The sequence below is a fragment of the Rothia sp. HSID18067 genome (genome assembly GCF_003989445.1).
Classification (GTDB): Bacteria; Actinomycetota; Actinomycetes; order Actinomycetales; family Micrococcaceae; genus Rothia; species Rothia aeria.
Genome location: NZ_RBMF01000003.1, coordinates 197,120 through 223,529 on the forward strand (window position 1 = coordinate 197,120; position 26,410 = coordinate 223,529).

A 26,410-nucleotide genomic window follows, 5' to 3' on the forward strand; every position below is an offset into this window, starting at 1 on the left:
GATGGCTTCTGCAGGTAAAGGAGGACGCGTTAGACCAGCGCTAAGAAACGCCGCAGGTGCAGATGAGGTTATTAATAATCTACATCGCAGCGATAAGAATCATTTAAACGATGCAGAACGAAAATTGATGAGGGAAGCAAGAAAAAGAGGGGCAAAAATAGAATCAATGGCTGCAAGTAGACCTATGTGTGGCAGATATCAAAAAAGTGCTAAACGTATGGGTATACTACGCCGTTTAATTACCGCATTTAAAAATAAGGATTTTTATGGAACCACTAGATTTATCAAATGAAATCTTATTAGAAGATATTTTAGATACTAATGAACATGTACATTCTGAAAAAAGAAACTTGGTGAAAGCCGTAATAGAACATTTTCCTCCACATTCTGTTATTTACTTTCTAGAATTTGTTGAAAATTCTACCTATGAAAATAAATATTATGGGTATATTTTTAATAGAACAGAAAATAAAATTTATCAATTTTCTTTTACCGATAATAAAGAATTCAAGAATGTAAAATTAAATCTAAGGCATAGATACAGAAAAAAGCTCACCAAAAAAGATATTTTAGCTTTGGACATCATTGATTTATTGTAAATGTAGTCTGCAAGCGTAGTTTGGATTACCAACGCCAGCAAGACGTAACATATATAAAACTTTTAATTCTGGTGTGGTGAGTGCAGTACGTTCCTATGCGGTTTCTGCTTTTCAAACGATCTCAATAGGTCGTCTGAAATATTTGCTCTTTAGCAACTTCGTCACTAGTCAACATAGAGGTCGTCTGAAACACAACTTTCAGACGACCTTTGTCGTACCGTATTCAACCGCCGCTACACCTACGACAAAGCTGGCAACCTGATCCAAAACGCCGACCAAAGAAGCAGCTCCATTACGTCTACGAGAAAATCGGACGCATTCAGGAAGCCAGAAACAGCCAAACCGGCCGCAGCGAAACATTCGCCTTCGACCCCGCCCACAACATCCTTTCCGACAAAGCGTCCGAAGGGAGGGGTAAAGGCAGCAACAACCAAGACGAAGCTCAATACCTCGCCTATTTCCACACCGACCACATCGGCACACCACGCGAGATGACCGACATCCACGGCAATCTCTTATGGTACGGAGAATACACCGCCTGGGGTCGTCTGAAAAAGGATGAGCGGATTTACAAGAACGCGCATCAGCCGTTCCGACTGCAAAACCAGTATTATGATGAAGAGACAGGGCTGCATTACAGCCTGATGCGCTATTACGAGCCTGAGGCGGGGCGGTTTGTGAATCAAGACCCTATTAAATTACTTGGTGGGGAACACTTGTATGGGTTTGCGCCGAATGCTCTAGCTTGGGTCGATCCATTAGGTTTATATGGTTATTACGAACTCTATAAAAATGGTAAATTAGTTTATCGTGGGATTACGAAACGTAAAGCCATCGACCGAATAATGGAACATGCCGATGGCTGCAAAGATTTTGATGATGCCCGATACATTGAAGACCTAAAAACTATCGAGCTACCCGAGATATGGAGGGTGCGGGGTTGTTGCATGACTGGAAAGATGAAAATAGAAATATGCTGAACAAAAGGCGCAGGAGAGTTGAAGGTTATTATCATAGTTATCACAAAGATAAATTTACCAATAATAAAGACAAGTATGGAAGAACATTTTTAACAAAAACAAATAAGCGACAGAATGAAAAATGCAACTTCACTAACCCAATCTGAAAAACAGGGTTAAAAAGAAAGCTAGGAAGTGTCCCAAGCAGAACTGTAAATAACCGAGAGGCAATACTATGAAATATATCAGCAGAGAATTGGGAAAACCCAAGCAATTCCAGAAGTTGTTAGACTATCTGACTGCATTTTTAAACGATAAAGAGACAGACTCCACTCCGTTTGATACTGCCTCGACAATGAACAAGATAGCCTGCTATCATCGGATGCCGTCTGAGTTCACGGAGAATATCGACTGCTTAAAATTAGCCATGGCGTTTGGCGACAAATATGCGGAGGATGAGAAAACCCTATGGTACTGCTTGCACGCATTAGGCTGGTTTGGTTTTTTATCCACTCAAGAAAAGTGCAAACTTTTATGTTTTAATTATTTAAGTAAGTTCAGGAACCATAAGAGTAAAAAAATCCGCCGTCTTGTAGTTTGGAATTCAATATGCCTTTATCTTGAACTCTTGAAAGAAGAGCCCGATTGGTTTGATTATGCAGTCTCTATTTTAGATCTTCCTCCTGCTAATAAATCATTTTCCGAATTTTCGCTTATGTTTGATGATGAAATTAGCTCAATGAGTAATGCACAGGTTTCTATAGTAATTGAAAAATATGAGAAGTTCTTGAAAAGAACAAAAAGCGAGTACTATCAAAAAAGATTTACTAAACTTGTGGACTTATTAAAAAAACATGTTGCGGGAAAAATTGTTTTAACTCCCGCTGATTTGGAAAAAACAAGAGATGTTTGAACAGCAAGCCGTAGCCTGCACAAAACCTTTAGTCCTGACGTAGGATGTGTGCGGAACGCACGCACGCGGTTTCTGTTTTTCAGACGATCTCACTATCTTCTTTGAGGTCGTCTGAATCATTTGTCTTTAACAATCTCATTAGCAGTTAACATAGAAGTCGTCTGAAAACCGACTTTCAGACGACCTCTGCCAAATCGCCTCCCCCGATGGCGGCGCACCGCCTCACCTCCGTCACCTTCAACGGCAAGGAACTGGTACGCTACGGCTACGGCGATTTAACCGCCGTTTACGGATGCGACGGCAAAAAACTGCGCGGTTTCGCCTACCGCAACCACATCATGGTCGAACACAGTCAGCCCGACGGACTGGTGTCCCGCTACGAATACGACCGTTACGACACCGACGGCAAAGTGCTTAAAAGCAGCAACAACCTCGGTGAAGAATGGACGTTCGGCTACCGCAAAGACCATACCGTCGTTACCGACGCATTGGGGCGGACGGAAGTGTACGGTTTCATGGATGAAACTGGGTGTGATGAATAAGTCGCAAGCAGATAAATATATGAGAAAGCAACTGATAAGACTTGGTGGTAAAGTATTTGGTAAATATGGCTCTCACAGCAAAAAATGTTAACTTAAAAAATTTTATGAGGTTTGAAAATGAAGACATTAGATGATAAAATTACTCAAAATTTAATTCATCAAGTTAAAAAAGGTGCATTAATTTCATTAGATTTTGTCCTTTCAAGGTATGAAAATAATAATCTTTTTGCGTATGTGTTATACATTGACGATTATTGCCAGTATTTAGGTTGGGCAGCAAATACTATTTCTCATTATGAGAAATTAAAAAAATCACTTCCATCTGAAGAACATTCTTTTGTTAAATGGTATTATCCAGAATTTGAAATAGGAACAGGTGAAGTTCCTGATGAAATTGATAAGCCTTTTAACCATGATATTCAAGAAATTTTAAATGAAATTCAAGAATTATTAGATGATAATTTTGAAATTATACAAGCAAATGTATATGACTCTATTATTGAGGGATTTAAATTAGCATTAAATGAAATAGATGAAGACAAAATAAAAAACATAATATTTTATGTTTCTCTTGCGGATAGTGATAATGCAGAACTCATGGAAAATTATTCTGCTGAGAAACTAAATTCTCTAGAAAAATTCCGGTTATTTAAGAATCGTTATTCTTAAATAACAGCAAGCCGTAGCCCGCACAAAACCTTCAGTCCTGACGTAGGGTGTGTGCGGTACGCACGCATGCGGTTTCTGTTTTTCAGACGACCTCTACCAAATCGCCTCACCCGAAGGCAACGTCATCGCCATCACCGCGCCGGACGGCAGCAGCACCCAAATCGATTACCACGAAACCCTCAACCTGCTGGTTGCCGTTAACGATCCCGCGGGCAGGATTACCGCCTACACCTACGACGGACGCGGTAACCTCGTCAGCATTACCGATCCCGCCGGTTACACCACTAGCTACGGCTACAACGCCCAATGGCTGCCCGAAACCATTACCGACGCCTTAGGCAAAACCCGACGCCTACACTACGACACACTCGACCAGCTCGTCTGCTTTACCGACTGTACCGGCGAAACCACCCGTTTCGGTTACACCGAATACGGCGATCTCGAAACCGTTACCGATGCGCTGGGCCATACTACCCGCCACCACTACGACGCAGCGGGCAACCCCGTCCGTACCGACTACCCCGACGGCAGTCACGAAACCTTCGAATACGACCGCCTCAACCGACTGACCGCCCACATCGACGGACTCGGTGCCAAAACCGCCTACGAACTCGCAGTGGACACAAACAACAGGTGGTCGTGGTAGGGCAGATACTATGAGAGAAAGCATGAGAAAATGGTTATCAGGGAGAACCTATTGATGTTGTTGAGATGGGTGAAGGATTAGTTACTCTTGACCATGCTCGTGCAGCAATTACATTGGAGTTAGGTATTGGCTCAATTCCTGTTAGAGTGCATGGAATAGATGAGTCATTACCATCGAGTATGACTGGTAGGTTCGGTGATTCAATCATTTGGGGAGAGACGGTTGCCTATAGATCAGAGAATCAAAATCCTAAATTACCTCCATTGGGTACTACAACACCCCTAGTCTTCCAAAGCCGAAAAAATGATTCAAGGAGTAAGTTATGAATAATTATCAAGAGTTGTTACCTACTGGATATCAATGGGTAAAAAAGCAGAGTATTTTTGGTTATGAACCATTTTCACAGCTTCAACCATGGTATCTGCTTTCAGAAGAAAAAATTTTTTGGGTGCATAAAAATTGGAGAACTGATAAAAAAATATTAGTTTTTGCTCAGAGACAAGATTGTGATTCTTTGGCGGGAATAAATTTTGATGAAAATTTAAATGAGTTTAATGAAATATATTTAATTCAGGGTTGGACTCCTGAAGGGTTTGAAATTATAGAAACGTACAAAACATTTTGGGAATGGTTTAAATCAGTAATTGATGATATACAAGAGTGGGTTGAAGTAGAATAGGAATACATAAAACATTAGCCGTTTAAGAAGCTGTAGCCCGCATGAAACTTCCGATCCTGATGCAGAGTGTGGGTGGTACGTACGCACGCAGCTTCTGCTTTTCAGACGCCCTCAATACCTTCATTTAAGGTCGTCTGAAAGAGGATAAAAAGTCTATCAGAACGCGCACCATCTATTCCCGGTTGCAGAGCCAGTGTTACGGCCAAGAGGCGGGGCTGTACTATAACTGATACGGTATTATGAGCCTGATTATGGTAAGTTTATGAATCAGGATCCGATTGGTTTATAAGGTAGGTGATAAACGTATAAAATCTATTGCAGGAGGTCAAGCAGATAGAATAGCTAAGAATATATTAAAAACGCCTGGCGAAACAACTAAAATTACTTATCAATTAAAATTAGAAAAATAGATTAATACAATACTATGACATTGTATTTAAAAGGGATTTAAGAATGAAAAGCATAGAACTTTATAAAAATTTGGGCGATGATGGAAAGATGGATTTGCTTGATGATTTTAGTGGTAATCCGTCTGTAGAATTTTTGAATTATTTGGAAGGAGAGCTATTTTCTATAGATGTAGATGAATTTGTAAAAGTTGAAATATTAAAATTTTTATCTAGATTTCGGCATGATAATAGAGAAACAAAAGATAAAATAGTAAAACTAATAGTAGAAAGCTACCTAGATAATGAAGAGATGACCTTGTCTATTGCGGCACAGGAGTTAATGTCTTTTGATTTAGGAAAAGATGATTTCAGACAAATATCTGATTTATTGTTAGATAAAGAATATCAAAATATGGACATGATTGACTTAACATCATCATTAATTAGATTATTGTGTACAAAAAATAGAGGTGGTAGTTCTGATGAGTATTTTCAGGAACTAGAAAAAATAGATTCTTATAGAGAAGATATAAAAATATGGAAAAATTAACAAAAAATATCAAGGTTCTGCCATGAAAGTCTTAGCTGGTTATGATAGGGGTAATGCAATTGCTGTTGTCATGCGAGTAAGAAATACCGACAAAACACCTAGGGGAACTCCACACTATACAACTCAACAGGTGAAGCGAACACATCCTGCGGGAGGGATGTTAAAAATGAAATAGTGGTTTCTTACTGTGTTCTTCGGGCCGCTAGTTACGCCCCTTATGTTGCAGTATGTTTGGTTCTTAAAGCAAAAGAATATCTACTTGGAATAGGTGCCAACGATAATTCGAGAACATCTATACCCAGAAGTAGGGTAAAACACATTAGAAGATAGGAAGGAAATATCATGCTTGATATAAAAACTAAAATATACAAAGAGGCTGCTGAATTTTTAAATTATTTTAAAGAAGACAATTTAAGGGTTTTAAGTGATAAATATGATATCTCTGTTGAAATTTTTAATGAAATGAATGAAATCATCTTTGAGGATTTTACATCAAATAAAGCTGAATTGAATTTACCTCCACTACCGGATATTAAAGATCCCAATAAAAATTTGTGCTTTATCCAACCTGTTGATGAGAAAAAATTATATGTTGTCGAATTTGATATTTTTCTTAAAGATAAGCCTTCCGATCTAACTTTAATTGCTGAATATCATATTGATGATTATTTTCCTAAGTTTGAGTTTAGATATTTTCGAGTATAAATCCGAAAGTGTTCAGCAAACTTTAGTGCAAAAAAGTTAACATTGTTTATAATTTTCGCATTTTCTAATGCAGGTCACATTAGTATGCGTAGCAAGCAGCACCCCTTAGCCTGTATGAAACTGCTAATCCTAAAGTAGGGTGTGTGCGGAACGCACGTACTCGGTTTCTGTTTTTCAGACGACCTCTACCAAATCCAAATCGCTTCCCCCGACGGCAGCGCACGGCTGCTGTTCGCCGAAGTCGATTCTGGCTGCGGTATTTTCCAGCTGGTCGCCCAGCTCGACCGCAACGGTCGTCATATCCGCCTCTCAAAAGAGCGACAAAACACACTGGGCTGGACAAGCACCGATCCGAAACATACCCATTTCGTCTGGGACGGAAACCGATTACTTCAGGAGTACACCTACAAAGGCCACTATACCTATATCTGTGCCAACCAAGATTCCTGCGAACCATTGGCACCAGTACATAACCGCACCAATGCCGAAAACGAAAACCGGCAACAGACTTACTACTTCCACTGCGACCAAATCAGCATACCGAAAGAGATGACCGGCATCCACGGCAATCTGTTGTGGTACGGCGACTACACCACCTGGGATCGTCTGAAAGAGGAAACTAGGGTAACGGATACCGCCTACCCTTCCGCCTGCAAAACCAGTATTATAAAGGCACGAGCTGGATCCCGTATTCAATTATTAATGCTTTTATTGCTACTGATTTGCTAACGAAAAGGAGATGACTTATTTTCATTTAAGGTGCAGGAATCACGATTTCCTGAAAACGTTCGACGGTTTGCCGAGAAAATCATATTGATATTCTAAGAAAGAAATATAATGAAGTTACCTTATAAGCCACAAGATATTAGAAATTTTTTTGCTTATTCGTATGAGTTTATTGATTGTTTTGATTTTATGAGAAATCCTTATGAGATAATAGAAAATTATATAGAGTATGAAAAGTTTATTATTGAAAGAATAAAAAATATTAGAGTATTAGACAATTTTTATTTTGAAGCATTCGATACTGATTCCTATGCTATACAGGCAATGTGGATACCACCTTTTGCTATTGTTGGTATTCTAGAAGATGGATTAATTCAGTTTGAAAATAAACAGGGAATTCATTTTTCAATTAATGAACAGGAACAGTGCGGTTTAGGTGTTCCAACTGATAAACGCTGGACAATGGGTCTTGTATTATTTCATGTGAAAAATATTAAAAGCGGAGAGTCTTTAATATTATCTCCATTTCAACTATCTATTCCTGATTATGGACTTGAATGAAGCAGGCGTAGTAGCCATAGGTTGGACCGAGACCCAAACCAAACATCAAGGTCGTTTGAAATAAATTTTCAGACGACCTTTCCCTAAGCATCGTCCACTACGACTTCAACAGCAACCGCACCGCCACCATCCTGCCCGAAGCCGGTCAAATCAATATCTACGCTACGACGGCGGACACCTGCACCAAATTCTAGCTTTGACGATAAAGTCATCACCGATATCGAACGCGACAGGCTTCACCGCGAAATCTACCGGACACAGGGTAAACTCGCAGCCGTTACGAACTCGCGAACCCCTAGGTCATAGGTGCAGATGTTAGGATTAAAGATAGAACTGGTCATTTCCAAAATAAAGAATTACAAGCACGTGCTAAATGTGACATGATATATTTGAAGCAGCACAAAAGGAACAGCGCAAGTTTTGGAGAAATTTAAAGGAAGTCGATAAATACAGCTCACTCTGATAAACAATTTGAAGGATTGAGAAAACTAATCAGTTTGTCGACCTATAAAGGATTCCATGATGAGAAATATTAAAAAACAAGCAACTTATTTAGAGTTAAAGTATCAACCTCAATATGGATGGCTAACCATTAATCTCGGGGCTGAAATCTTTCGGTTATTTAAAAATTCGATGTTCATTGATGAAACTCCATATTCAGATGAAACATTGGTTCCCATAAAAAATATTACTATTAAAAATAAAATCTTTTCATTTGAATCATTTTTTAAAAAGAATAACACCCTATTTGAAATTGATTGTTCCAGCATTGAAGGGGCTGCTGAACTAGCCCATTTAATTAAAATAATAAATGATTTAAAAATAAATTTTAAAACTAATTATGACCCTATAGAATTAATCGTTGATGATAGCTCGGATATAGAATTTTCAGTGGGCAATGATCAAAAAATGTTAATAATATATAATAATCAATATCAACGTTCAATTACCAAACGTTTTCCAGAACCATCTGAAAAATATCAATTAAAGTCTATTTATATTAAAAATGGAAATCTTTTCATTGACACTAAAGAAAAAATTAATTACAAATGGAGTTTCAATCTTCCCTATCCCATTCAAGACTGTCTTGAACGGTTAATAACAATTTGGCTACAAAAAAATTACACTTAATAACTAGATATATTAAAAATCTCTAAAGTTCAAATATAGTACGTGTAGGTTGGGCCAAGCCCTCCACAACCTCGTGAAGTCGCCTGAAATACATTTATTTTCAGACGCCTCTGAAGGTCAAGCCCCACTGCGGACCACCGAGTTCAAACGCGACATACCGGGACGGCTAATCCGCACCCTTGCCCGAGACGGCAAGATTCAGAGGATCGATTATCAGTACTGCCTGATGTGTATAGAACTTTTTCTACAATGAGCACGCTCAGTTGGCCAAGCAAAAATCTTCTAAAGACGGTGTAGAAGAGAGACCTCCTACGATACCTTGCCTTAGGCAGACGTATGGACAAAGGCTAATTGAAAGAGAAAAACGAGGTAACGGGTATGGCGCACACCAACCGTCCAATCTGCAGAGCCAGTACTGTGATCACAAGACAAGGATGCATTATAATTTTTTCAGATACTATGGCTCGAATCAGGTTAGTCTGTTAATCAGACTCTAATTAGGTTGGGGTAGAGAGAATTTTTATAAATTATTTCCTGATTCACAAAATATAGATTGATCCATTAGGATTAGCAAATTGTAAAACTTTCAATTTAGAAAAAGAGCTGGGTAAATATGCTTCAGATTAATCGTTAAGAAACATGATAAAAATGAAACCTGAGGGAATTTCTGTTTCTATAGAAAATTCTTGTAGAGGTATCGCGATTGATACCAGATCAACTAAATATATTTAATACTGAAAGTAGAGTGCTGAAAATATGATAAATCGAATATACCAAAATAAACTTGGTGTTACTAAATTCAATAAGTACTTTAGCTATCTAAAAGATATAAGAGATGAGATAGATCCTTATATTTACGAATTCTTTTCCGATGAAAGAAAGTACCAACTTCGCGGGGAAAAGACTCTTCATGATTCTTGGATTCAGGATTTTAAAATTTCTCGGGAGTTAAAAACCGTAGAAAACACGAATAGCAGTATAGAACTAAGGCTCTTATTAGCCGACTGGGAAAATGTATTAATTCTAAATTATTATGATGCTTTTTTCGAGAAAATACCTCTTGAAATTTTTGATGAACAGCATTTGCAGAATGACCTGCTGGTTCATGAATTACAATGGGACCAGCAAACAAAAAGATATCGACACATTATTTGCTTTGACAATGACGTTGATTTGGTAATAAATTTTGCTGCTTTTAAATACTCATACATAAATGCCAAACAAATATAAAAAATTACCCGGCACCTGTACCCTGCATTTGATGCCTATAGTTTTTGGCGCGCCTTAACTACAAGTCAGCCTTTCAATTTCAAAGCCAGTAAAACCAGCAGCGCCTCATCTACAGCTCCCCCCCCCTGCAAGGGGCATCCTGCCGCTGGTATGGATCCGTTGCTCCGTTCTGAGGCCTGGTTCGTTCGGCGGATGCTGAAGCGTGATGCTGGTAGAGCATTACCTGTGATGCGGTAGGGCTGGCCTATATAAAACGATCAGGGGTGACTGTTCCCGCTACCTGAGGTGGACAAGGAGGACGAGAAGCAGGTATTGTTCGAGTGCGAAAAGAGATACGGTCATCCGCGAAAGGACATACCAATGGATGAATTGTATATATGGGTTGTTCAAGGAAGCAGCGCCAGTTTTCCGTCTGCTATCTTTTCGTCTAGAGAGAAGGCTGTTCGCTGGATAGAAAAGTATAAAATCAGCGGGATACTATCGAAGTACCCTCTTGATATATCTATATATGATTGGGCTATTACACAAGGATTGTTTAAGCCCAAAAGAGATGATCAGAAAACTCCTGGTTTTATCCAGAGCTTCTCAACCGTTCATATTGAGGATTCTCAATACGTTGATGGAGTTGAAGAGGGTTAGAACACCATAAACCACCAATATAATCAACTAATAAGGTACGTTTAAATGGTGAAAAAGTCGATCAGTTATTATAAGTAATCTTGGTTTCCCTGAACAAGATACCTCGCACATATCACCGACATTTAGCGCTAAGCACCTTACCTAGCCCGGATTTTGCATTAATACCCCGTTGAAATAGCATCAGTTGAAGAAAACTTGGAATTATACTGAGTAATTCCTAAATAATTCTGAATCGCATATTGAAAATCTGAAGCATCAGTACCAGATCTCCAACTCAGCAGTATTTATACTGGGGAATATGTCCTTTACTATAGTCAACTAGAGCTGACAGCTTAGCTAAATTTTCTTCATTTAAATATGAGCATAAAAATTTACCTTCGGCAGCACTCTCAATTAGGTTATTTTCCGAAAACATACTGTCACAATCAATATGTTTTATATCAAAATTTCCCCATTCACTGCCAAATTGAAAAACTTCAAAAATAAATATTTTTAATAGATTGGCACAATGATACTCACCTTCTTTATCTTTAGTCAAGAATATTTTGTAGATTTCATCAAAAATATGGTTTAGTTTATTAGACTCTCTGGGAAGATGCTCTCTCATATCATTAGGAAAAATATGCACCACATAACTACTATAGAGCTCTGTGATTAGCCATATCCCATATTCCAGGAAAATCATATAATTACCTGAATCGACATAAAGGCATTCTTCCAAGTATGAGGCAACAATAATATCTGCCGTATCAGAATCTCTACTGTAATCATCTTCTTCATACGATCTAATATTTTCTTTTCTTACAGTTTCTCGCGAAAATCCAGTAACATTTTCTGGATGAACCCACTCAAAAGGCTCAATAAAAAAGGTTTCCTTTTTCTCTAGAACAGATATATCAATATACGAGTTACCCATATTTCACCTATTTCCTCTTGCTATTCAGTAAAATATATTTAGCCCTGCGGGCGCACAAACCATATAATACCATGCACGACTATCACTTTATCCTCTAGATAAATTTTCTAAAAGACTACGCTATGGTGAGCACTCACTATTAGGCCATCAGAAAATCACCGGGTGCACTCAAAAACACGCTACGTATTTGCTATACCCACTCGGTGGTGTGCTGCCTGCTGAATAAACACAAAACTATAGATTAAGTATGTTAGTATAGAGGAAATATGATTAATTTTAACGCCTATCTGAGATATTATCATGAACAGAAAAGAAGCTATAAAAATACTTTCTGAACATCAGAGTAATTTAATATCTGATGCTGATAAGATGAATATGTTGTTAGATTTTTGGTATTCTTATGAATCTGAACCTGAGTATTTAAATGAAGAACTTATAGATTACCTAAGCACACATGAATTTGACGACGTAGAATACTATAGTGAATTTTTCCAGCCTGTAGTTGTTTCAGGGCTGATTCATCAAAATTCAATTCTAAATAATAATTATTTATCAAAGGAACTTAGCAATGTTCTCCTCAAGAGGATAGAGGTCTATGGGGATGAAATAGGCAGGAAGATCAAATGCCCCTGCTGTTATTTTTACGCTTTGTCAGGTAGGTTAAGTTATGATATTTGTTCTATTTGTTACTGGGAGGGCCATGGCGGCGATGAACTGTCATACTCCTCCGCAAACCACAGTACCTTATCTGAATACAGAAATAAGTTCTTCATTAACCATGATAAGGCCGAATTAGAAAAATACATCTTTAACAAGAAGGCTGATATTTTTTGATGCCCCATTCATGAATCTGAAAATCTTATTCCCCCAGGGATAAAAGCCGCGTTTTCAGTTTTATAACAGTGTATTTCATACAATAATTTTTAAAGCCACTGTGTATTGACTCCTGAGCTCATGTTTCAATCTCTTAAATAAGTTATTTCCTTTATCTATAAAAGCCTGCTCTTTTTCTGTATTTTCAAATCCAGAGTTTACAGGATCGTTCATATTTAGTGTTTTATCATATTCATTTGCCCAATTTATTAATTCTTCAGCCAACATATTGGATACCGGCAGAGAATACGGGTCTATATTGCAGCAAATATCATCATCTATCCGCCATAACGGAAAGCAGTGGTAGTCAGGCATCAGCTTAATTTTCTTCATTCCTCATCCGCGTCTTATTGCTCTGTCGCAAGATTCTTACCAGCGATAACCCATCGCTAACTTACTTATAGTACTTTAACAAATTCATTATATCTTTTGACTTCTTTTTACCATGATAATCTTTAGTCGCATAATGCCTAGCATTATATCCAAACTCATTTTTTATGAGCTGCCTGTATTAGATAAGGCTAGCTGGAACCGGATAGTTTTTATCTACGTAGACATCATCAACACTACAGGTTTCATAGATCCATTTATTCCAATTATCTATCACCCATTGCCTGCTTACCCCTGCTGAATGTTCCAATTCAGCTTCTTGCGGGAGCATCACCAGAATTAGCCCGGCCTTATACCCAGTAGATACCACAAAACCATATTTTCTGTCGCTATTTGGGAATTCGACCAGCATTAAATCAACATATTTTTCGTGCGGGTATGAACCGGGAAACCTAAAAACTGCACCATGCCTCAAATCACTATGATAATTAACTAGTTTTTGCACTATTACCCCTTATATTCTCCTATTAGAATATTATGTATCTATGGTGGTGTTTATATTTGCATCTCCCACAAGCGGATGAAGAATTAAAACATGTGGTTCCCTTTAAAACCTTGATACATAAACCTACTCGGCACCCTCATCGGTTATGACTATATGTTAAATTTCTCTCCATGGAAGCCACAAGCCTATACCCTAACCCATCTTGATTTTCTAGAAGCAGTTTATCTCCGCTCAGAGTAAGACTAATCCACCGTACCAAAGTCCAGATAGTCGTAGACACAGATACACCACTTTTCCTGAGTGTCGATCAGATAATTTTCCCCCGGATACTCCACGAGAAAATCAATTAGTGAACGAACACTTTGTATAGAGCACTGAATCAGATACCCGCCCTCAAAATCGTTTCCCACCACTATGAACCTGCAGAAATCGGTGGGCTGAAGAATGACCTCTATATCTTCTACAAACTCCAATGTTTCATGTAGACGACGGCAACGGTGGTTCTTTATTTTGCTCCACGCGATTCTAGAACCCGTGAAAGGGAAACCCTTCATAGATGAGTAGCTCTTATAAGATTCCTCATCTAACCGGGCATATTCAATATTGTGCCGCTTGAAAAACCCGGTTAGCTCCTGATCATACACAGCTCAGTCATCCTTTCAGCAGCTGTTGCCGCCGCGCCCAGTACCCGTTAGTCCAACCGGTAGTGCAGCATACGGGTGGAGTCCCGGAAGGCTGGGATCTGCCGCCCGATAAGGGATAACAAGAAGCCGCTTCTTTTCCACGTCGGAAAATCAACTGTCAGGCGCTTGACGCTCATCAGGTGCAGATTATCCGCCCACCGCTCAAACTCCAGGTCATCGTCACAGCCGAAAACGAAACGGGCACGCACATGTTTCAGCGCCTCATGCCTGTCGGAGTTCTTCACCATCCACGAATTCTGTACATCGAATGCTGCCTCACTACGGTGAAAACGGCGCGCCAGATCGCAGAACAGGGCGCGCACAGTGTACCGGTCAAAGTACATGAGCACTCCCTCAATCACCAGCAAAAACTGGGCGTTCGGGTGCAGGCGGTTCAGCTCATCCATCCACCCGGCGTCAAAAGCAGAAGTGGCCAGCAGCGTCTCACCCCGCTGCGCAGGCAGCAGCTTCTGCCGCAGAGCAATAACCTCAGGCAAATCAATATCGTAAAACGGTACGCCGTCGGCAGCAGCACCGATACGTTCCCGGCGGCTATCCAAACCACACCCCACGTTTACGACCACAGGGTTAGGGCGGCGCTGAATGAAATCAGCGGTTAGCCGGTCGAAGTAATCCGCGCGAATCGCGGTACCAACAACGGTGTGAATAATATGGTCGTACTTCGAAAAATCGTAATCAAGCTGCCGCACCAGGCGTGTAGCCGCCTCATCGTGAATCACCGGGTTAGGCATCTGCGAGGCAAGATGCTTCATATACAGCGGAATCAGTAAGGTCTCGCTCACAGAATCTTCAAGGTGCAGCATGGCACGCTCCTTTGGCGGAGTCCACGACATACCCCCCCAGTAGCTAGAGGCGGCTACGCCCCAGATGCCCACCAGCAGGGATACGCATGGAGATGGGTTACTTTGTGTGTATTTTATCTCCATCACCCACGATTTTTAAGGGGTATGCTGTCAAAAACACAGCACAGGTATTTCAGGCCTCGTGCTGCACAGCCACAAACCTTGTTATATTGCAACCGCAGAAACGGCAAAGCGGCTCCTCCGGTCGGTAAAAGCATTGTAAACACGGCCAGATACACGCGGTGCCGCAGCTTTCAAAGCTGCGGCACCCACAACAGCGCACCGTGGTTAAGCCGCGCCGCTGCCGGTATTCTTCACGTAGAAAAACCTAATCGATCAGATCACGCACCACAATAGTCTGGTCACGGTCCGGACCCACACCAATCGCCGAGATACGACAGCCAGAAAGCTCCTCAAGCTTATGCACATACTTGCGGGCGTTCTCCGGCAGGTCAGCCAAAGACTTCGCATCCGAAATGTTCTCGCTCCAGCCGTCAAAATACTCATACACCGGCTTGGCGTGATGGAAATCGGTCTGCGTCATTGGCACCTCATCAAACCGAACACCGTCCACCTCATACGCCACACACACCGGAATCTTCTCAAGCCCAGTGAGCACATCCAGCTTAGTAATGAACAAATCAGTAAACCCGTTAATGCGCACCGCCTGACGCGCAAGCACCGCATCGTACCAGCCGCAGCGGCGCGGGCGGCCCGTGTTCACGCCAAACTCGCCGCCGGTCGTGCGCAAAAACTCGCCCATCTTATCGAACAGCTCAGTGGGGAACGGGCCAGCACCCACACGGGTGGTGTATGCCTTCTGAATACCGATCACGCGAGAAATGCGGGTGGGGCCAACACCTGAACCCACACAGGCGCCCCCGGCAGTCGGGTTCGAAGAGGTAACAAACGGGTAGGTGCCGTGATCGACGTCAAGGAAGGTTGCCTGGCCTCCCTCCATAAGCAGGGTTTTGCCCTCATCCAAGGCATTATTGAGCAGCTGAGTGGTATCAACAATCATGGGCTTAAGCCGCTCAGCGAACGAGAGGAAATAATCCACAATCTCGTTCACCTCAACATGGCGGCGGTTATACACCTTCACCAGCAGCTCATTCTTCTGCCGCAGCGCGCCCTCAACCTTCTGCCGCAGAATCGACTCATCCAAAATATCCTGCACGCGAACACCTAAACGGCCCACCTTATCCATATAGGTGGGCCCAATACCGCGCCCAGTCGTACCAATCGCGCGCTTACCCAAGAAACGCTCCGTGACCTTATCCATCGTCTGATGGTACGGGGCCACCAGGTGGGCGTTCGCAGAGATTTTAAGCTTAGAAGTATCGGCACCACGCGCCTGCAGACCCTCAATCTCGGCGAAAAGCGCCTCCGGGTTCACCACCACGCCGTTACCAATCACGGGGGTCGCGTTCTCACTCAAAATGCCAGCGGGAAGCAGCTTCAGCTCAAACTTCTGCCCATTCACCACCACCGTGTGGCCAGCATTATTGCCGCCATTAGGCTTGACCACGTAATCCACGCGGGGGCCGAGCAAATCGGTTGCCTTGCCCTTCCCCTCATCGCCCCACTGGGCACCCACGATGACGACAGCTGACATTTCTTGCGCTCCTTGTTAAGCTTCACATTCCGCGCCGGTTACGCGCCATACAACCCGCACCCAGCCGAGGCGGGCACACAATTATTAATCATACCGCCCACCGCCCGCGCCGGCACTAGCAGCAGTCGCCAAATTTCGCGGCGGGCACGTGCATCTGCTGCGGACACAAAAACGGGTGCGCACCCAAGACATTGCAGGGAGTGCGCACCCGTAATAATCGGCTGATACGAGAGCCAGAGAATATTAAAGGATCTTAATGAAAGTCAGCGGGTACTCGTACTCTTCGCCCTTATTTGCTGAGACAGCGGCAATAATGTGGAAGACAATCAGCACAATAGTCACCAGAAGCATCACAATCAGCGGGATAAAGATCAAAATACCGAAGGTAATAATTGCCAGAATCCACGACGCCATGGTGATAACCCACAGGGTGAAGTTAAAGTTAAAGGCACGACGGGATGCTTCCTTCGTGAACCCGTAGCCCGGCTTGTCTTTATAAACAAACCAGAAAATCAGCGGCGCCAGGAAACCAATAGTGGTTGCCGAAAGGAACGTGGCGCCCGCAGAAATAAGGTTCATCAGAAACGCCATGTTCTTATCGTCTGCGCTCACCGCCCCAGGCTTCGGCTGCCCGTACGGATCCTGCTGGTACTGTGCCCCCTGCTGATCGTACTGATTTTGGTTCTGCTGGTACTGGTACTGTGCCCCCTGCTGCTCATAAGGATTCTGGTTCTGCGGCTGGTATCCCTGCGGCTGCTGGTTCTGCCCATTCCCAGGGTTCTTATCGTAGGGGTTATTTTCGTAAGGATTCTGACTCATGATGCTCCTTAGGTGTGCGGTTTTCGACGCCGCACGGTTGTTTGTGAGGTAAACACCATTTTAAGGGATGCACCTGAAAGGGCGCGAGCAGAAGATTTTTGTCCACACAGGGTTTTTGATCCTCATTCTCAAACAAATATCCTCTGCTCCCGGTAAAGCAAATAAAACATTGAGAGATAATTCACCTTCATTCATTGAATGAAATAAACCTCAATGTATTCTATACAACTTTTTCTCACACACTGGTGTAATGTGGTGTTCATCTCTCAGCTTCTTCGAGGTGCGGCGATGCCGTCGCACCGCATTATCACTCATACATTCGAGGAGCATCATGCCAAAAAACACTCCGATACGGGGCCTCTCAAGAGCCTGCCTATCGGCAACCCTGGGTGTAACTATGGCCATCACAGCGGGACTGCCCGCGACGGCGGCACCCGCTGGTGATCCCGACACGCCAGTCGCCCAGGACATCGCCCGGAATTCCCGTGAGCACGCCGTACTCTCGGATTCCATGAAGAAGGCCGAAGGCAATATCCCCGTCTTCGTACAATTCAAAGGCAAAGGCGCATACGAACAAACCCAATCCCCCGCAGTACTAGCCAACAAACAAGCACCCACCAATAAACAGGCCGAAGTCCAAGCCATCAAAACCCAGGTGCAATCACAGGCACAGGCGGCAGCCCAGAGCACCGGTGCGAAAACGCTGTACACCACGCACAATATAATGCGCGGGGTGGCTTTGCAGGGTGATGCGGCGCAGATCCGCGCCCTCGCCAATAACCCCGAGGTGGAGCGCATCACCCCAATCGTGCCGAAAAAGAAGCAGAACGCCGGTTCCGTGGTTGATACCGGTGCGGCGGAAAACTGGGCACGTGAAAACAGCGGGTACACCGGTAAAGACGTGAAAATCGCAGTCGTAGACTCCGGTATTGACTACACGCACGCCGATTTCGGCGGGCCCGGCACGGTCGAAGCGTTCAACAAAGCAACTAAGCTCACCGAGATGCCTGCCGCAGACTCGGGGCTGTACGATGCCAAGAAGTACATAGGCGGCTACGACCTGGTGGGTGACTCGTACGACGGTACAAACCAGACCGCCCCGGATAACAACCCCATCGACTGCTCCGCTGGCGGCCACGGCACGCACGTTGCCGGCACCGCCGCCGGGTACGGCGTAAACCAGGACGGCACCACCTTCCGCGGCGACTACTCCAAACTCACCGCAGAACAGCTGAACCAGATGAAAATCGGGCCCGGCGTGGCACCGCAGGCGCAGCTGTATAGTTTCCGCGTGTTCGGGTGCACCGGCACCACCGCTGTGGTTGTTCAGGCGCTTGACCGCACCCTCGACCCGAACGGTGACGGGGATTTCTCGGACCGGGCGAATATTGTGAACCTCTCCATCGGTGGCGAGTTCTCCCCACCGGATGATGCCGACGCATACGCCGTTGAATCCCTCAACCGTCAGGGCGTGCTCGCAGTTGTTTCAGCCGGTAACGCAACCGACTACTACGGCCGCGGCGACACATACTCCGATTCGGGCCAGCCCGCAAACGCGGTTTCTGCGCTGACAGTGGCGAACTCCATCGGCTCCTCCTACGCGGTGGACTCCATGGAGATTCAGGCACCGGCAAACGTGGCCGGTAAAGTCCCCGGCGACTACACCGTCTCGTACACCTACACCGGGGCAAAACCTGAGGCGCTGACCGGGACGGTTGTGACCCCTTCCGAGTCGAATAAATTCGGGTGTGAGGCGTTCAGCGCCGAAGACGCCGCGAAGATTAAAGACAAGTGGGTGTTCCTCGAGTGGGCCAACGCAGACGGTTCACTCCCCTGCGGTTCTAAGGTGCGGTTCGATAACGTCGAAAAGGCTGGCGGTAAAGGCGTAGTCCTTTCCTCAGAGGAAGAGAAACCTGCCCTGCCGATCGGCGGTAATGAGAGCATCCCCGGGTTCCGTGTGGCAAAAAGCGCCTCCGCTAAAGTGCGTGAAGCCGCCGCCACCGGTGAGCTGAAGGTACGCTTGGGCGCGGATTTGAAAGAATCCCTGCGTGTGCCCAGCAATAAGAAAGACCAGCTGACCGCCTCCAGCGCCCGCGGCTACCACGGCACTTACGGGTACACGAAACCCGACGTGGCGGCACCGGGCAACAATATCTCTTCGGCGCGGGTAGGCACCGGGACGGGCGGCATCTCGTATACGGGCACCTCCATGTCGGCCCCGTTTGCCGCCGGTGTGGCCGCCCAGGTGCTGCAGGCTAACCAGTCCTACGGTCCCACCCAGCTCAAGGCCGCGATTATGAACAGCGCCAACCATGATGTGCGCACCGCCGACGGGAACGTGTACGCGGTGGACCGCGTGGGGTCAGGGCGTATTGATGCTAAGGCTGCGGCAGAGACGAAAGTGCTGCTGTATAACGCCGACCGGCCCGCGCAGGTGTCCCAGACCTTCGGGGTGCTCGAATACGCGGTGAACGAGGGCAAGCAGACCATAACCCGCGAGATGACGGTGGAAAACTTCGACTCGCACACCCACACGTACAACATTTCGTACGCGGGTAGCACCGACATGCCGGGGGTGGAGTTCTCCCTGCCGTCGAATATTACGGTAAACCCCGGAGAGAAGAAGAACTTCACGGTCACTATCACCATTGACCCGGCTGCCATGGAGAAGACCATGGACCCGGCCATGGAGAAAACCCATAACTCCGTGGACCCGTACGGTGACGGCACAGAGCTGGTACCCGAACAGTACCGCCAGTTCATTGCCTCAGAGTCGGGGCGTATTCTGCTCACTGAGGGCGCAGCCACCCTGCGTGCGCCCATCCACGCGGCCCCTAAGCCCGCATCAGCGATGAAGGTAGAGGGGAGCTCTGTTGAGATCCCCGCCGGGGAGCACCAGGCAAACCTGAAACTCACCGGTACTGAGCTGAACCAGCGCGGCTACAAGTCGCTGCTGGGGGCGTTCGAGCACGGCGCATCAATTGAGCGCACCTCCCCGGTGAAGCTGGATGTGAGCAGCAACGCGAAAGCGAATATGCAGCATGTGGGTGCCGCATCGACTGCACCCGCGCTGAAAGCATCCGGCGGTAACCCCAATGACGGGCTGCTTGCGTTCGGTATCTCGACGTGGGCTAACTGGGATGTGGTCTCAACAGAGAACACGTTCACCGTGAATATTGACACCGACGGGAATAACCGTGCCGACTATATGCTGGTCACCGACCGCGCGAAAGGCATCGACTTCCCGATTGTGCGCCTGTACGGGTACAAGAACGGCAACCTGGAGCAGATCGCCTACTACCCGCTCAATAACGCCTGGGGCGACACCGACACGAACATGATGGACTCCAACGCCCTCGTGATGGCGGTACCGCTGAAGGACCTGGGGCTCAGCGCCGAGAAGACGAAAGACATTAAGTACAGTGTCTCGGCCACCACCCAGTACGCCTGGACTAACGTGAGCGAGACCGGCTGGATTAACTACCGTCCGTTCGACCCGAAGCTGTGGTTCTCTGGGACCGCCGCGACGGTTCCGGGTTTCTTCGCTGATGCGCCTTCCTCCGAGCTGGTGGCACACCGCGCCGAAGGTGCGACTGATGTGAAGGCCCTGTTCCTGCACATGCACAACACCACCGGTGATCTGAGCGGGCTTAACGGTGCCGCAGGCAACCGTGCCCAGGTGCTGGAGGTCACCGAGCAGCAGCGGCTCGACCCGGCACCGTCACGGTTCACGGATGTTCCGGCCGAGAACCAGTTCTACGCAGAAATCAACTGGTTGGCGCAGCGGCGCATCACCACCGGCTACCCGGATGGGACATTCCGCCCGGGCGAGAACGTGGAGCGCGGGGCAATGGCCGCGTACTTCTACCGCCTAGCAGGCACGCCGCAGTTCACCGCGCCGGATAACCCCACGTTCAGTGACGTTCCGAAGTCTCACCCGTTCTACAAAGAGATTGAGTGGATGGCTGCTCGCGGCATCACCACCGGCTACGGCGACGGCACGTTCCGCCCCTCCGCCTCGGTGAACCGCGACGCTATGGCCGCGTTCTTCTACCGGTACGCCAACTCGCCGCAGTTCGCAGCCCCGGCAGCCTCCCCCTTCAAGGACGTACCCGCCAACAGCCAGTTCTACAAGGAAATCGCATGGCTGGCCGAACAGGGCATTACGAAGGGCTGGGATGACGGCACCTACCGCCCCAGTGAGCCGATTCACCGCGATGCGATGGCCGCGTTCCTGTACCGCTACAGCGATAAAGTGCTGAAGTAGGTACGAGCGGATCTTAGCCGCTACTGCGTTTGGGGCGCTGGCTTCTCCTGTGCGGGTGAAGCTGGCGCCCCGCGCCATATGCGGTACCGCCCAAAAGCTACGCACCATAGGGCGGCAGGGTTTAGTCAGACCTAAAACGCCATATTTTTGAGGAGGATGGGTATTACACACCGCATATTTACGTTGCGTACCAAAAATAGTGGGATTTTTATTGCCCGGGCAATGCTTTAAAAACAGATAAGTAGAGCACCCAGGAATTATTAAATCTCATGCTAAAGTACATCACACTGATATGCCATAAATCACACATATCACGTTATTTACAGTCAGGAAACCATCATGAGACCACTATCCACCCCACGGCTTTTCGCCAAAAGCTGCCTGGCCGCAACAATGGGCTTAGCCCTCACCCTCAGCGCCGCAGCACCGGCCTCAGCCGTACAGCCCCATGCTGACGAAACCGGTATCGTCACCTCGGGGGATACCGCCAAGGACGTACTCAGCCCCGGCATGAAAAAAGCGGAAGGCAATATCGTCGTCTTCGTACAATTCAAAGGCAAAGGCGCATACGAACAAACCCAATCCCCCGCAGTACTAGCAAACAAACAAGCACCCATTAATAAGCAGGCCGAAGTCCAAGCCATCAAAACCCAGGTGCAGTCACAGGCACAGGCGGCGGCCCGCCAGTCCAGCTCCCAGGCGCTGTACACCGTGCACAACGCCGCCCGCGGCGTGGTACTTCAGGGGAATGCTGCGCAGATTCGTGAACTTGCGCGCCGTGGCGATGTGGAACGCATCACCCCCATTATTGCCAAGGAACGGCAGAACGCCTCCAGCGTGGTAGACACCAAAACCGTTAACACCTGGACCCGCGAAAACACCGGGTACACAGGCAAAGACGTGACCATTGCCGTGGTCGATTCGGGCGTGGACTACACGCACGCCGACTTCGGCGGCCCCGGCACGGCCGAAGCATACCAGAAAGCGAAAGACATGCCCGAGCTGCCCTCCGCAGATTCAGGGCTGATTGACCGCAATAAGATCGCTGCGGGCGTGGACTTGGTAGGAGACAGCTACAACGCCTCCTCCACGAACACCGAGCAGAACACCCCGCACCCCGACAACAACCCGCTGGACTGCCGCCCTGATGGGTTCGGGTCCGGCGGCCACGGCACGCATGTTGCCGGCACAGCCGCCGGGTACGGCGTAAACCAGGACGGCACCACCTTCCGCGGCGACTACTCCAAACTCACCGCAGAACAGCTGAACCAGATGAAAATCGGGCCCGGCACCGCCCCGGAGGCTAAAATCCTGCCGGTTCGCGTTTTTGGCTGCTACGGCACCACCCACATGGTCATTAAAGCCCTCGACACGGTACTGGACCCCAACGGCGACGGCGACTTCTCGGATAAGGCGAACGTTGTGAACCTGTCGCTAGGCGGCGAATTCGCGCCCGTAGACGACCCCGAATCGTATATTGTGAACACGATGGCGCGGCAGGGCGTATTCACGGTCGCCGCAGCCGGTAACGCCAATAACTACAACGGGGTGGGCGACACCTACTCCAACTCGGGCAGCCCCGCCAACGCCGCCGCAGGACTGTCAGTAGCGAACGCCTACGGCACCACTCAGCCGACGGATCAGATGAAAGTGCTCGCCCCCGAACAGCAGGCCGGATTCGTGAACGGCGTGTACACCTCCAGTTTCAACTACGCCGCTGCAAGCGCCGACAAGCTCACCGGTGAGGTGGTTAAAGCCCCAGCATCCAACCGGTACGGCTGCGAAGCGTTCTCCGAGCAGGACGCGGCGCAGCTTAAGGGCAAGTGGGTGTACATCGACTGGGAAGACCCGGCCACCGGAAAATTCCCGTGCGGCTCAGCGGTGCGGTTCAACCATGTGGAGGCCGCCGGCGGTCAAGGCGTCATCCTGGGGTCGGTGCAGGAACGGCACGAGGTCGGTATCGCGGGTAACGCCACGATCCCCGGTTTTATGCTCTCTAAAAGCGCCACCGACAAGCTGGCCACGGCAATCAACGACGGCACCCTGCGGGTTGAGCTGAACAACGACTACAAGGCTCGGGGCCGCACCTCGCACAGTAAGGCACTGAGCCTGGTGTCCTCTTCGGCGCGCGGTCAGCACGGCTCGGACGGGTACATTAAACCGGATGTGGCGGCCCCCGGCGCTGAGATCGTCTCAGCTGCCGTGGGCGGCGGCACCAAGGGGGTTGCGTTCACGGGCACCTCCATGGCGGCACCACACGCATCGGGGGTGGCGGCGTTGGTGCTGCAGGCGCATCAGGACTACTCCCCCACCATGCTCAAGGCCGCCCTAATGAACGGGGCGAACACCGACCTGAAAGACTCCCAGGGGCACACGTACGCTGTGGACCGGGTAGGGTCCGGCATGATTAACGCCAAGGCCGCTGTTGAGGCTAAGGTGCTGGCGTACGATACGAAACAGCCTGAGCGCGTATCAACAGCGTTCGGCGTGCTGGAGTACACCCCGGACTCGGGGGTGCAGACCGTAACCCGCGACATCACCCTCGACAATACGGACTCGCGGGCACACACCTACACCCCGGAGTATGTGGCAAGCACCGACATCCCGGGAGTGAGTTTCTCCCTGCCGTCCACGGTGAGCGTGGGGGCGGGCGAGAAGAAGAACGTGACGGTGACCGTCACCATCGACCCGGCGAAACTGGAGAAAACCAGGGACCCCGCGCTGGAAAAGCACCAGAGCTCACGCAACGTCGTCGGCGATAAGGTCGAAACCACCGCCGAGGGGGACCGCCAGTATGTTGCGAGCGCATCCGGCCGGGTGGTGTTTAAGGAGGACGGCGCCGAGGCGATGCGCGTGCCGGTGCATGTGGCCCCTAAACCGGTTTCGGCGATGCGCGCGGACACCTCAAAGATTGAGTTCGGCACCGGTGCTGAGCAGAAGGTGAAGCTTACGGGCACCACCTTGGATCAGGGCGGGTACCGGTCGATGCTGGGCGTGTTTGAGCTGGGTGCCGCCAGCGGCCGTATTCCGACGCAGAACCTCACGGTGGCGTCGGATCAGGTGGTTGATGTGCAGTATGTGGGTGCCGCCTCGGATGCCCCGGCGCTGGCTGCTGCCGGGAAGAACCCGGATGAGGGGAACCTGTATTTTGGGATTTCAACATGGTCGAACTGGGATGTGCTGCATTCTGGGCGCAGCGTGGAGGTTTCGGTTGATACGAACGGGGACGGCCAGCAGGACTATGTGCTTGAGGTGGCGCGCGAGAAGGGCCTTGATTTCCCGCTGGTGAAGGTGTGGAAGGCAACCGGCGACAAGTGGGATTTCATTAACCAGTACCCGCTCAATAGTGCCTGGGGTGATACCGATACGAACATGATGGATTCCAATGTGATGGTGCTGGGCATCCCGTTGAAGGATCTGGGCCTGACCTCAGCGAACGCGAAGGACATTAGCTACACCGTGTTCACGAACACCTGGTTGAATGAGGGCTCTGATTATGTGGACCGCACGGAGAAGGCCACGTTCAACCCGTTCGCGCCGAAGGTGTGGTTTGAGGGCGAGTCGGCGGGTGTGCCGGGGTTCTTCGCTGACCGTGCTGGCGCTGAGCTGACGGCGCACCGGCAGGCGGGGGCTTTTGAGGCTAAGGCCCTGTTCCTGCATATGCATAACGGCACCGGTGACCTGAGCGGCATTGGTGCCGGGCATGGCGAGCGTGCCCAGGTGGTTGAGGTGAGTGCCGCATCTGCTAATAGCCGTGACGCCCGGTTTAAGGATGTTCCGGCCGATAACCAGTTCTATACAGAGATTAACTGGTTGGCGCAGCGGCAGATTACGCTCGGCTACCCGGATGGGACGTTCCGCCCGGGCGAGAACGTGGAGCGCGGGGCGATGGCGGCGTTCTTCTATCGTTTGAATGGTTCGCCGCAGTTTACGCCTCCGACGAAGCCGACGTTTAGTGATGTGCCCACGAACCACCCGTTCTATAAGGAGATTGAGTGGATGGCCGCCCGCGGCATCACCACCGGCTACGGCGACGGCACGTTCCGCCCCTCCGCCTCGGTGAACCGTGACGCCATGGCCGCGTTCTTCTACCGGAATGCGGGTTCCCCGCAGTTTGCGGCACCCGCCCGGGCGCCTTTTGCGGATGTTCCTGCCGACAGCCAGTTCTACAAGGAGATCGCGTGGCTGGCCGAACAGGGCATCACGAAGGGCTGGGATGACGGCACCTACCGCCCCAGTGAGCCGATTCACCGCGATGCGATGGCCGCGTTCCTGTACCGATATCACGAGAAGGTGCTGAGTAGGCGGTAGCGCCCCAGCTGCCGGGTGTCTGTGCCGTAGTCTTACGCTATTGGGCGCCCTACTATTGGCTGGACGCCTGGCGCTTTGGCTGGTTTCCCGGCCGTCAGTGGCCCCTGAGGGGTTATTGGCGGCCGGGTTTTTCTGTGCGGTGTGGGTGTGGCTGCGGGTGGGGGCGCTAACGATGAGCCGCATAGTTATAGAAAACTGCAGGCGAGGCGCACCTCAAAATAAGCCTCATATACCGTGATATTGCACAAGTATTCCGAATATTTTCTAGTCTTAGTGCCAGTAAAAACAAG

27 protein-coding genes are annotated in these 26,410 nt (G+C 47.9%); 19 read left to right on the forward strand and 8 right to left on the reverse strand.

All coding sequences use genetic code 11. The features are described from left to right. Position 1 precedes the first annotated feature (1 nt). The 13 genes from D8M23_RS09695 (at position 2) to D8M23_RS09755 (ending at position 7,938) form a co-directional block, all read left to right on the forward strand. Positions 2-292 carry a hypothetical protein gene (locus D8M23_RS09695; RefSeq protein ID WP_126854610.1) on the forward strand — a complete coding sequence of 97 codons (291 nt, stop codon included), beginning with the start codon at positions 2-4 and terminating at the stop codon, positions 290-292. Further along, entirely contained in the window at positions 267-599 is a 333-nt protein-coding gene (locus D8M23_RS09700; protein ID WP_126854611.1) for a hypothetical protein, read from the forward strand. The genes D8M23_RS09695 and D8M23_RS09700 overlap by 26 nt, the downstream gene beginning before the upstream one ends. A gap of 209 nt (positions 600-808) precedes the next feature. Beyond that, positions 809-1,579 carry an RHS repeat domain-containing protein gene (locus tag D8M23_RS12200; RefSeq protein ID WP_238693841.1) on the forward strand — a complete coding sequence of 257 codons (771 nt, stop codon included), beginning with the start codon at positions 809-811 and terminating at the stop codon, positions 1,577-1,579. Positions 1,580-1,793: 214 nt separating this feature from the next. Continuing rightward, the gene (locus D8M23_RS09710) at positions 1,794-2,471 is read left to right on the forward strand and encodes a hypothetical protein (protein ID WP_126854612.1); all 678 of its coding nucleotides are present in this window, start codon (positions 1,794-1,796) and stop codon (positions 2,469-2,471) included. 206 nt (positions 2,472-2,677) lie between these two features. Then, positions 2,678-3,013 (forward strand): hypothetical protein, encoded by a 336-nt coding sequence (locus D8M23_RS09715; protein WP_202976133.1) that lies wholly within the window; start codon positions 2,678-2,680, stop codon positions 3,011-3,013. Between the two features lie 117 nt (positions 3,014-3,130). Further along, positions 3,131-3,682 (forward strand): DUF4303 domain-containing protein, encoded by a 552-nt coding sequence (locus D8M23_RS09720; protein WP_126854613.1) that lies wholly within the window; start codon positions 3,131-3,133, stop codon positions 3,680-3,682. A 49-nt stretch (positions 3,683-3,731) separates the two neighbouring features. Then, positions 3,732-4,328, forward strand: coding sequence for an RHS repeat protein (locus tag D8M23_RS09725; protein ID WP_202976134.1), 597 nt, complete (start codon positions 3,732-3,734; stop codon positions 4,326-4,328). A 322-nt stretch (positions 4,329-4,650) separates the two neighbouring features. After that, the gene (locus D8M23_RS09730) at positions 4,651-5,007 is read left to right on the forward strand and encodes a hypothetical protein (RefSeq protein ID WP_126854614.1); all 357 of its coding nucleotides are present in this window, start codon (positions 4,651-4,653) and stop codon (positions 5,005-5,007) included. A 278-nt stretch (positions 5,008-5,285) separates the two neighbouring features. Beyond that, on the forward strand, positions 5,286-5,417 hold the full coding sequence (locus D8M23_RS12285; protein WP_274543023.1) for a hypothetical protein: 132 nt from the start codon (positions 5,286-5,288) through the stop codon (positions 5,415-5,417). Positions 5,418-5,460: 43 nt separating this feature from the next. After that, on the forward strand, positions 5,461-5,946 hold the full coding sequence (locus D8M23_RS09740) for a hypothetical protein (protein ID WP_126854615.1): 486 nt from the start codon (positions 5,461-5,463) through the stop codon (positions 5,944-5,946). A gap of 342 nt (positions 5,947-6,288) precedes the next feature. Further along, a complete protein-coding gene (locus D8M23_RS09745; protein WP_126854616.1) occupies positions 6,289-6,651 on the forward strand; it encodes a hypothetical protein in 363 nt (120 codons plus the stop codon). Between the two features lie 141 nt (positions 6,652-6,792). Continuing rightward, a complete protein-coding gene (locus D8M23_RS12205) occupies positions 6,793-7,380 on the forward strand; it encodes an RHS domain-containing protein (RefSeq protein WP_238693842.1) in 588 nt (195 codons plus the stop codon). Positions 7,381-7,488: 108 nt separating this feature from the next. Then, the gene (locus D8M23_RS09755) at positions 7,489-7,938 is read left to right on the forward strand and encodes a hypothetical protein (protein WP_126854617.1); all 450 of its coding nucleotides are present in this window, start codon (positions 7,489-7,491) and stop codon (positions 7,936-7,938) included. An 83-nt stretch (positions 7,939-8,021) separates the two neighbouring features. Here D8M23_RS09755 and D8M23_RS12290 read toward each other — a convergent pair whose 3' ends face one another. Next, positions 8,022-8,150, reverse strand: a complete 129-nt coding sequence (locus tag D8M23_RS12290) for a hypothetical protein (RefSeq protein ID WP_274543024.1) — start codon at positions 8,148-8,150, stop codon at positions 8,022-8,024. Between the two features lie 307 nt (positions 8,151-8,457). On the opposite strand from D8M23_RS12290, the gene D8M23_RS09765 reads away from it, so the two are divergent. The 3 genes from D8M23_RS09765 (at position 8,458) to D8M23_RS09775 (ending at position 10,938) form a co-directional block, all read left to right on the forward strand. Continuing rightward, positions 8,458-9,069: a hypothetical protein gene (locus D8M23_RS09765; RefSeq protein WP_126854618.1), complete on the forward strand. Its 612-nt coding sequence runs from the start codon at positions 8,458-8,460 to the stop codon at positions 9,067-9,069. A 756-nt stretch (positions 9,070-9,825) separates the two neighbouring features. Further along, on the forward strand, positions 9,826-10,299 hold the full coding sequence (locus D8M23_RS09770; protein WP_126854619.1) for a hypothetical protein: 474 nt from the start codon (positions 9,826-9,828) through the stop codon (positions 10,297-10,299). A gap of 360 nt (positions 10,300-10,659) precedes the next feature. Continuing rightward, complete coding sequence (locus tag D8M23_RS09775; RefSeq protein WP_006887525.1) at positions 10,660-10,938, forward strand: DUF7710 domain-containing protein; 279 nt, start codon at positions 10,660-10,662, stop codon at positions 10,936-10,938. A 274-nt stretch (positions 10,939-11,212) separates the two neighbouring features. Here the strand turns inward: D8M23_RS09775 and D8M23_RS09780 are convergent, their stop codons facing one another. Beyond that, the gene (locus D8M23_RS09780) at positions 11,213-11,854 is read right to left on the reverse strand and encodes a hypothetical protein (RefSeq protein ID WP_126854620.1); all 642 of its coding nucleotides are present in this window, start codon (positions 11,852-11,854) and stop codon (positions 11,213-11,215) included. Between the two features lie 300 nt (positions 11,855-12,154). Between D8M23_RS09780 and D8M23_RS09785 the strand changes: the two genes are divergently transcribed. After that, positions 12,155-12,688 carry a CPCC family cysteine-rich protein gene (locus D8M23_RS09785; protein ID WP_126854621.1) on the forward strand — a complete coding sequence of 178 codons (534 nt, stop codon included), beginning with the start codon at positions 12,155-12,157 and terminating at the stop codon, positions 12,686-12,688. A 75-nt stretch (positions 12,689-12,763) separates the two neighbouring features. Here the strand turns inward: D8M23_RS09785 and D8M23_RS09790 are convergent, their stop codons facing one another. The 6 genes from D8M23_RS09790 to D8M23_RS09815 all read right to left on the reverse strand — a co-directional run bounded on the left by D8M23_RS09790 (position 12,764) and on the right by D8M23_RS09815 (position 17,542). After that, positions 12,764-13,042, reverse strand: coding sequence for a hypothetical protein (locus D8M23_RS09790; protein ID WP_202976135.1), 279 nt, complete (start codon positions 13,040-13,042; stop codon positions 12,764-12,766). A 196-nt stretch (positions 13,043-13,238) separates the two neighbouring features. Further along, positions 13,239-13,562, reverse strand: coding sequence for an Imm45 family immunity protein (imm45, locus tag D8M23_RS09795; RefSeq protein WP_080727416.1), 324 nt, complete (start codon positions 13,560-13,562; stop codon positions 13,239-13,241). A gap of 242 nt (positions 13,563-13,804) precedes the next feature. Further along, complete coding sequence (locus D8M23_RS09800; RefSeq protein WP_126854623.1) at positions 13,805-14,035, reverse strand: hypothetical protein; 231 nt, start codon at positions 14,033-14,035, stop codon at positions 13,805-13,807. Between the two features lie 218 nt (positions 14,036-14,253). Further along, entirely contained in the window at positions 14,254-15,069 is an 816-nt protein-coding gene (locus D8M23_RS09805) for a class I SAM-dependent methyltransferase (protein WP_126854624.1), read from the reverse strand. A 367-nt stretch (positions 15,070-15,436) separates the two neighbouring features. Further along, positions 15,437-16,723 (reverse strand): adenylosuccinate synthase, encoded by a 1,287-nt coding sequence (locus tag D8M23_RS09810; RefSeq protein ID WP_023134432.1) that lies wholly within the window; start codon positions 16,721-16,723, stop codon positions 15,437-15,439. A gap of 243 nt (positions 16,724-16,966) precedes the next feature. After that, positions 16,967-17,542 carry a DUF4870 domain-containing protein gene (locus tag D8M23_RS09815; protein WP_126854625.1) on the reverse strand — a complete coding sequence of 192 codons (576 nt, stop codon included), beginning with the start codon at positions 17,540-17,542 and terminating at the stop codon, positions 16,967-16,969. 331 nt (positions 17,543-17,873) lie between these two features. On the opposite strand from D8M23_RS09815, the gene D8M23_RS09820 reads away from it, so the two are divergent. Further along, a complete protein-coding gene (locus tag D8M23_RS09820) occupies positions 17,874-21,809 on the forward strand; it encodes a S8 family serine peptidase (protein ID WP_238693843.1) in 3,936 nt (1,311 codons plus the stop codon). 339 nt (positions 21,810-22,148) lie between these two features. Continuing rightward, the gene (locus D8M23_RS09825; protein ID WP_126854626.1) at positions 22,149-26,120 is read left to right on the forward strand and encodes a S8 family serine peptidase; all 3,972 of its coding nucleotides are present in this window, start codon (positions 22,149-22,151) and stop codon (positions 26,118-26,120) included. The last annotated feature ends 290 nt before the right edge of the window (positions 26,121-26,410 follow it).

Coding starts and splice junctions, on each gene's coding strand:
- D8M23_RS09765 (WP_126854618.1), top strand. CDS start 8,458: ATGATGAGAAATATTAAAAAACAAGCAACTTATTTAGAGTTAAAGTAT.
- D8M23_RS09740 (WP_126854615.1), top strand. CDS start 5,461: ATGAAAAGCATAGAACTTTATAAAAATTTGGGCGATGATGGAAAGATG.
- D8M23_RS12290 (WP_274543024.1), bottom strand. CDS start 8,150: ATGACTTTATCGTCAAAGCTAGAATTTGGTGCAGGTGTCCGCCGTCGT.
- D8M23_RS09720 (WP_126854613.1), top strand. CDS start 3,131: ATGAAGACATTAGATGATAAAATTACTCAAAATTTAATTCATCAAGTT.
- D8M23_RS09805 (WP_126854624.1), bottom strand. CDS start 15,069: ATGCTGCACCTTGAAGATTCTGTGAGCGAGACCTTACTGATTCCGCTG.
- D8M23_RS09770 (WP_126854619.1), top strand. CDS start 9,826: ATGATAAATCGAATATACCAAAATAAACTTGGTGTTACTAAATTCAAT.
- D8M23_RS09775 (WP_006887525.1), top strand. CDS start 10,660: ATGGATGAATTGTATATATGGGTTGTTCAAGGAAGCAGCGCCAGTTTT.
- D8M23_RS09710 (WP_126854612.1), top strand. CDS start 1,794: ATGAAATATATCAGCAGAGAATTGGGAAAACCCAAGCAATTCCAGAAG.
- D8M23_RS09715 (WP_202976133.1), top strand. CDS start 2,678: ATGGCGGCGCACCGCCTCACCTCCGTCACCTTCAACGGCAAGGAACTG.
- D8M23_RS09790 (WP_202976135.1), bottom strand. CDS start 13,042: ATGCCTGACTACCACTGCTTTCCGTTATGGCGGATAGATGATGATATT.
- D8M23_RS09785 (WP_126854621.1), top strand. CDS start 12,155: ATGAACAGAAAAGAAGCTATAAAAATACTTTCTGAACATCAGAGTAAT.
- D8M23_RS09700 (WP_126854611.1), top strand. CDS start 267: ATGGAACCACTAGATTTATCAAATGAAATCTTATTAGAAGATATTTTA.
- D8M23_RS09825 (WP_126854626.1), top strand. CDS start 22,149: ATGAGACCACTATCCACCCCACGGCTTTTCGCCAAAAGCTGCCTGGCC.
- D8M23_RS09820 (WP_238693843.1), top strand. CDS start 17,874: ATGCCAAAAAACACTCCGATACGGGGCCTCTCAAGAGCCTGCCTATCG.
- D8M23_RS09695 (WP_126854610.1), top strand. CDS start 2: ATGGCTTCTGCAGGTAAAGGAGGACGCGTTAGACCAGCGCTAAGAAAC.
- D8M23_RS09745 (WP_126854616.1), top strand. CDS start 6,289: ATGCTTGATATAAAAACTAAAATATACAAAGAGGCTGCTGAATTTTTA.
- D8M23_RS09755 (WP_126854617.1), top strand. CDS start 7,489: ATGAAGTTACCTTATAAGCCACAAGATATTAGAAATTTTTTTGCTTAT.
- D8M23_RS09730 (WP_126854614.1), top strand. CDS start 4,651: ATGAATAATTATCAAGAGTTGTTACCTACTGGATATCAATGGGTAAAA.
- D8M23_RS09815 (WP_126854625.1), bottom strand. CDS start 17,542: ATGAGTCAGAATCCTTACGAAAATAACCCCTACGATAAGAACCCTGGG.
- D8M23_RS09810 (WP_023134432.1), bottom strand. CDS start 16,723: ATGTCAGCTGTCGTCATCGTGGGTGCCCAGTGGGGCGATGAGGGGAAG.
- D8M23_RS09780 (WP_126854620.1), bottom strand. CDS start 11,854: ATGGGTAACTCGTATATTGATATATCTGTTCTAGAGAAAAAGGAAACC.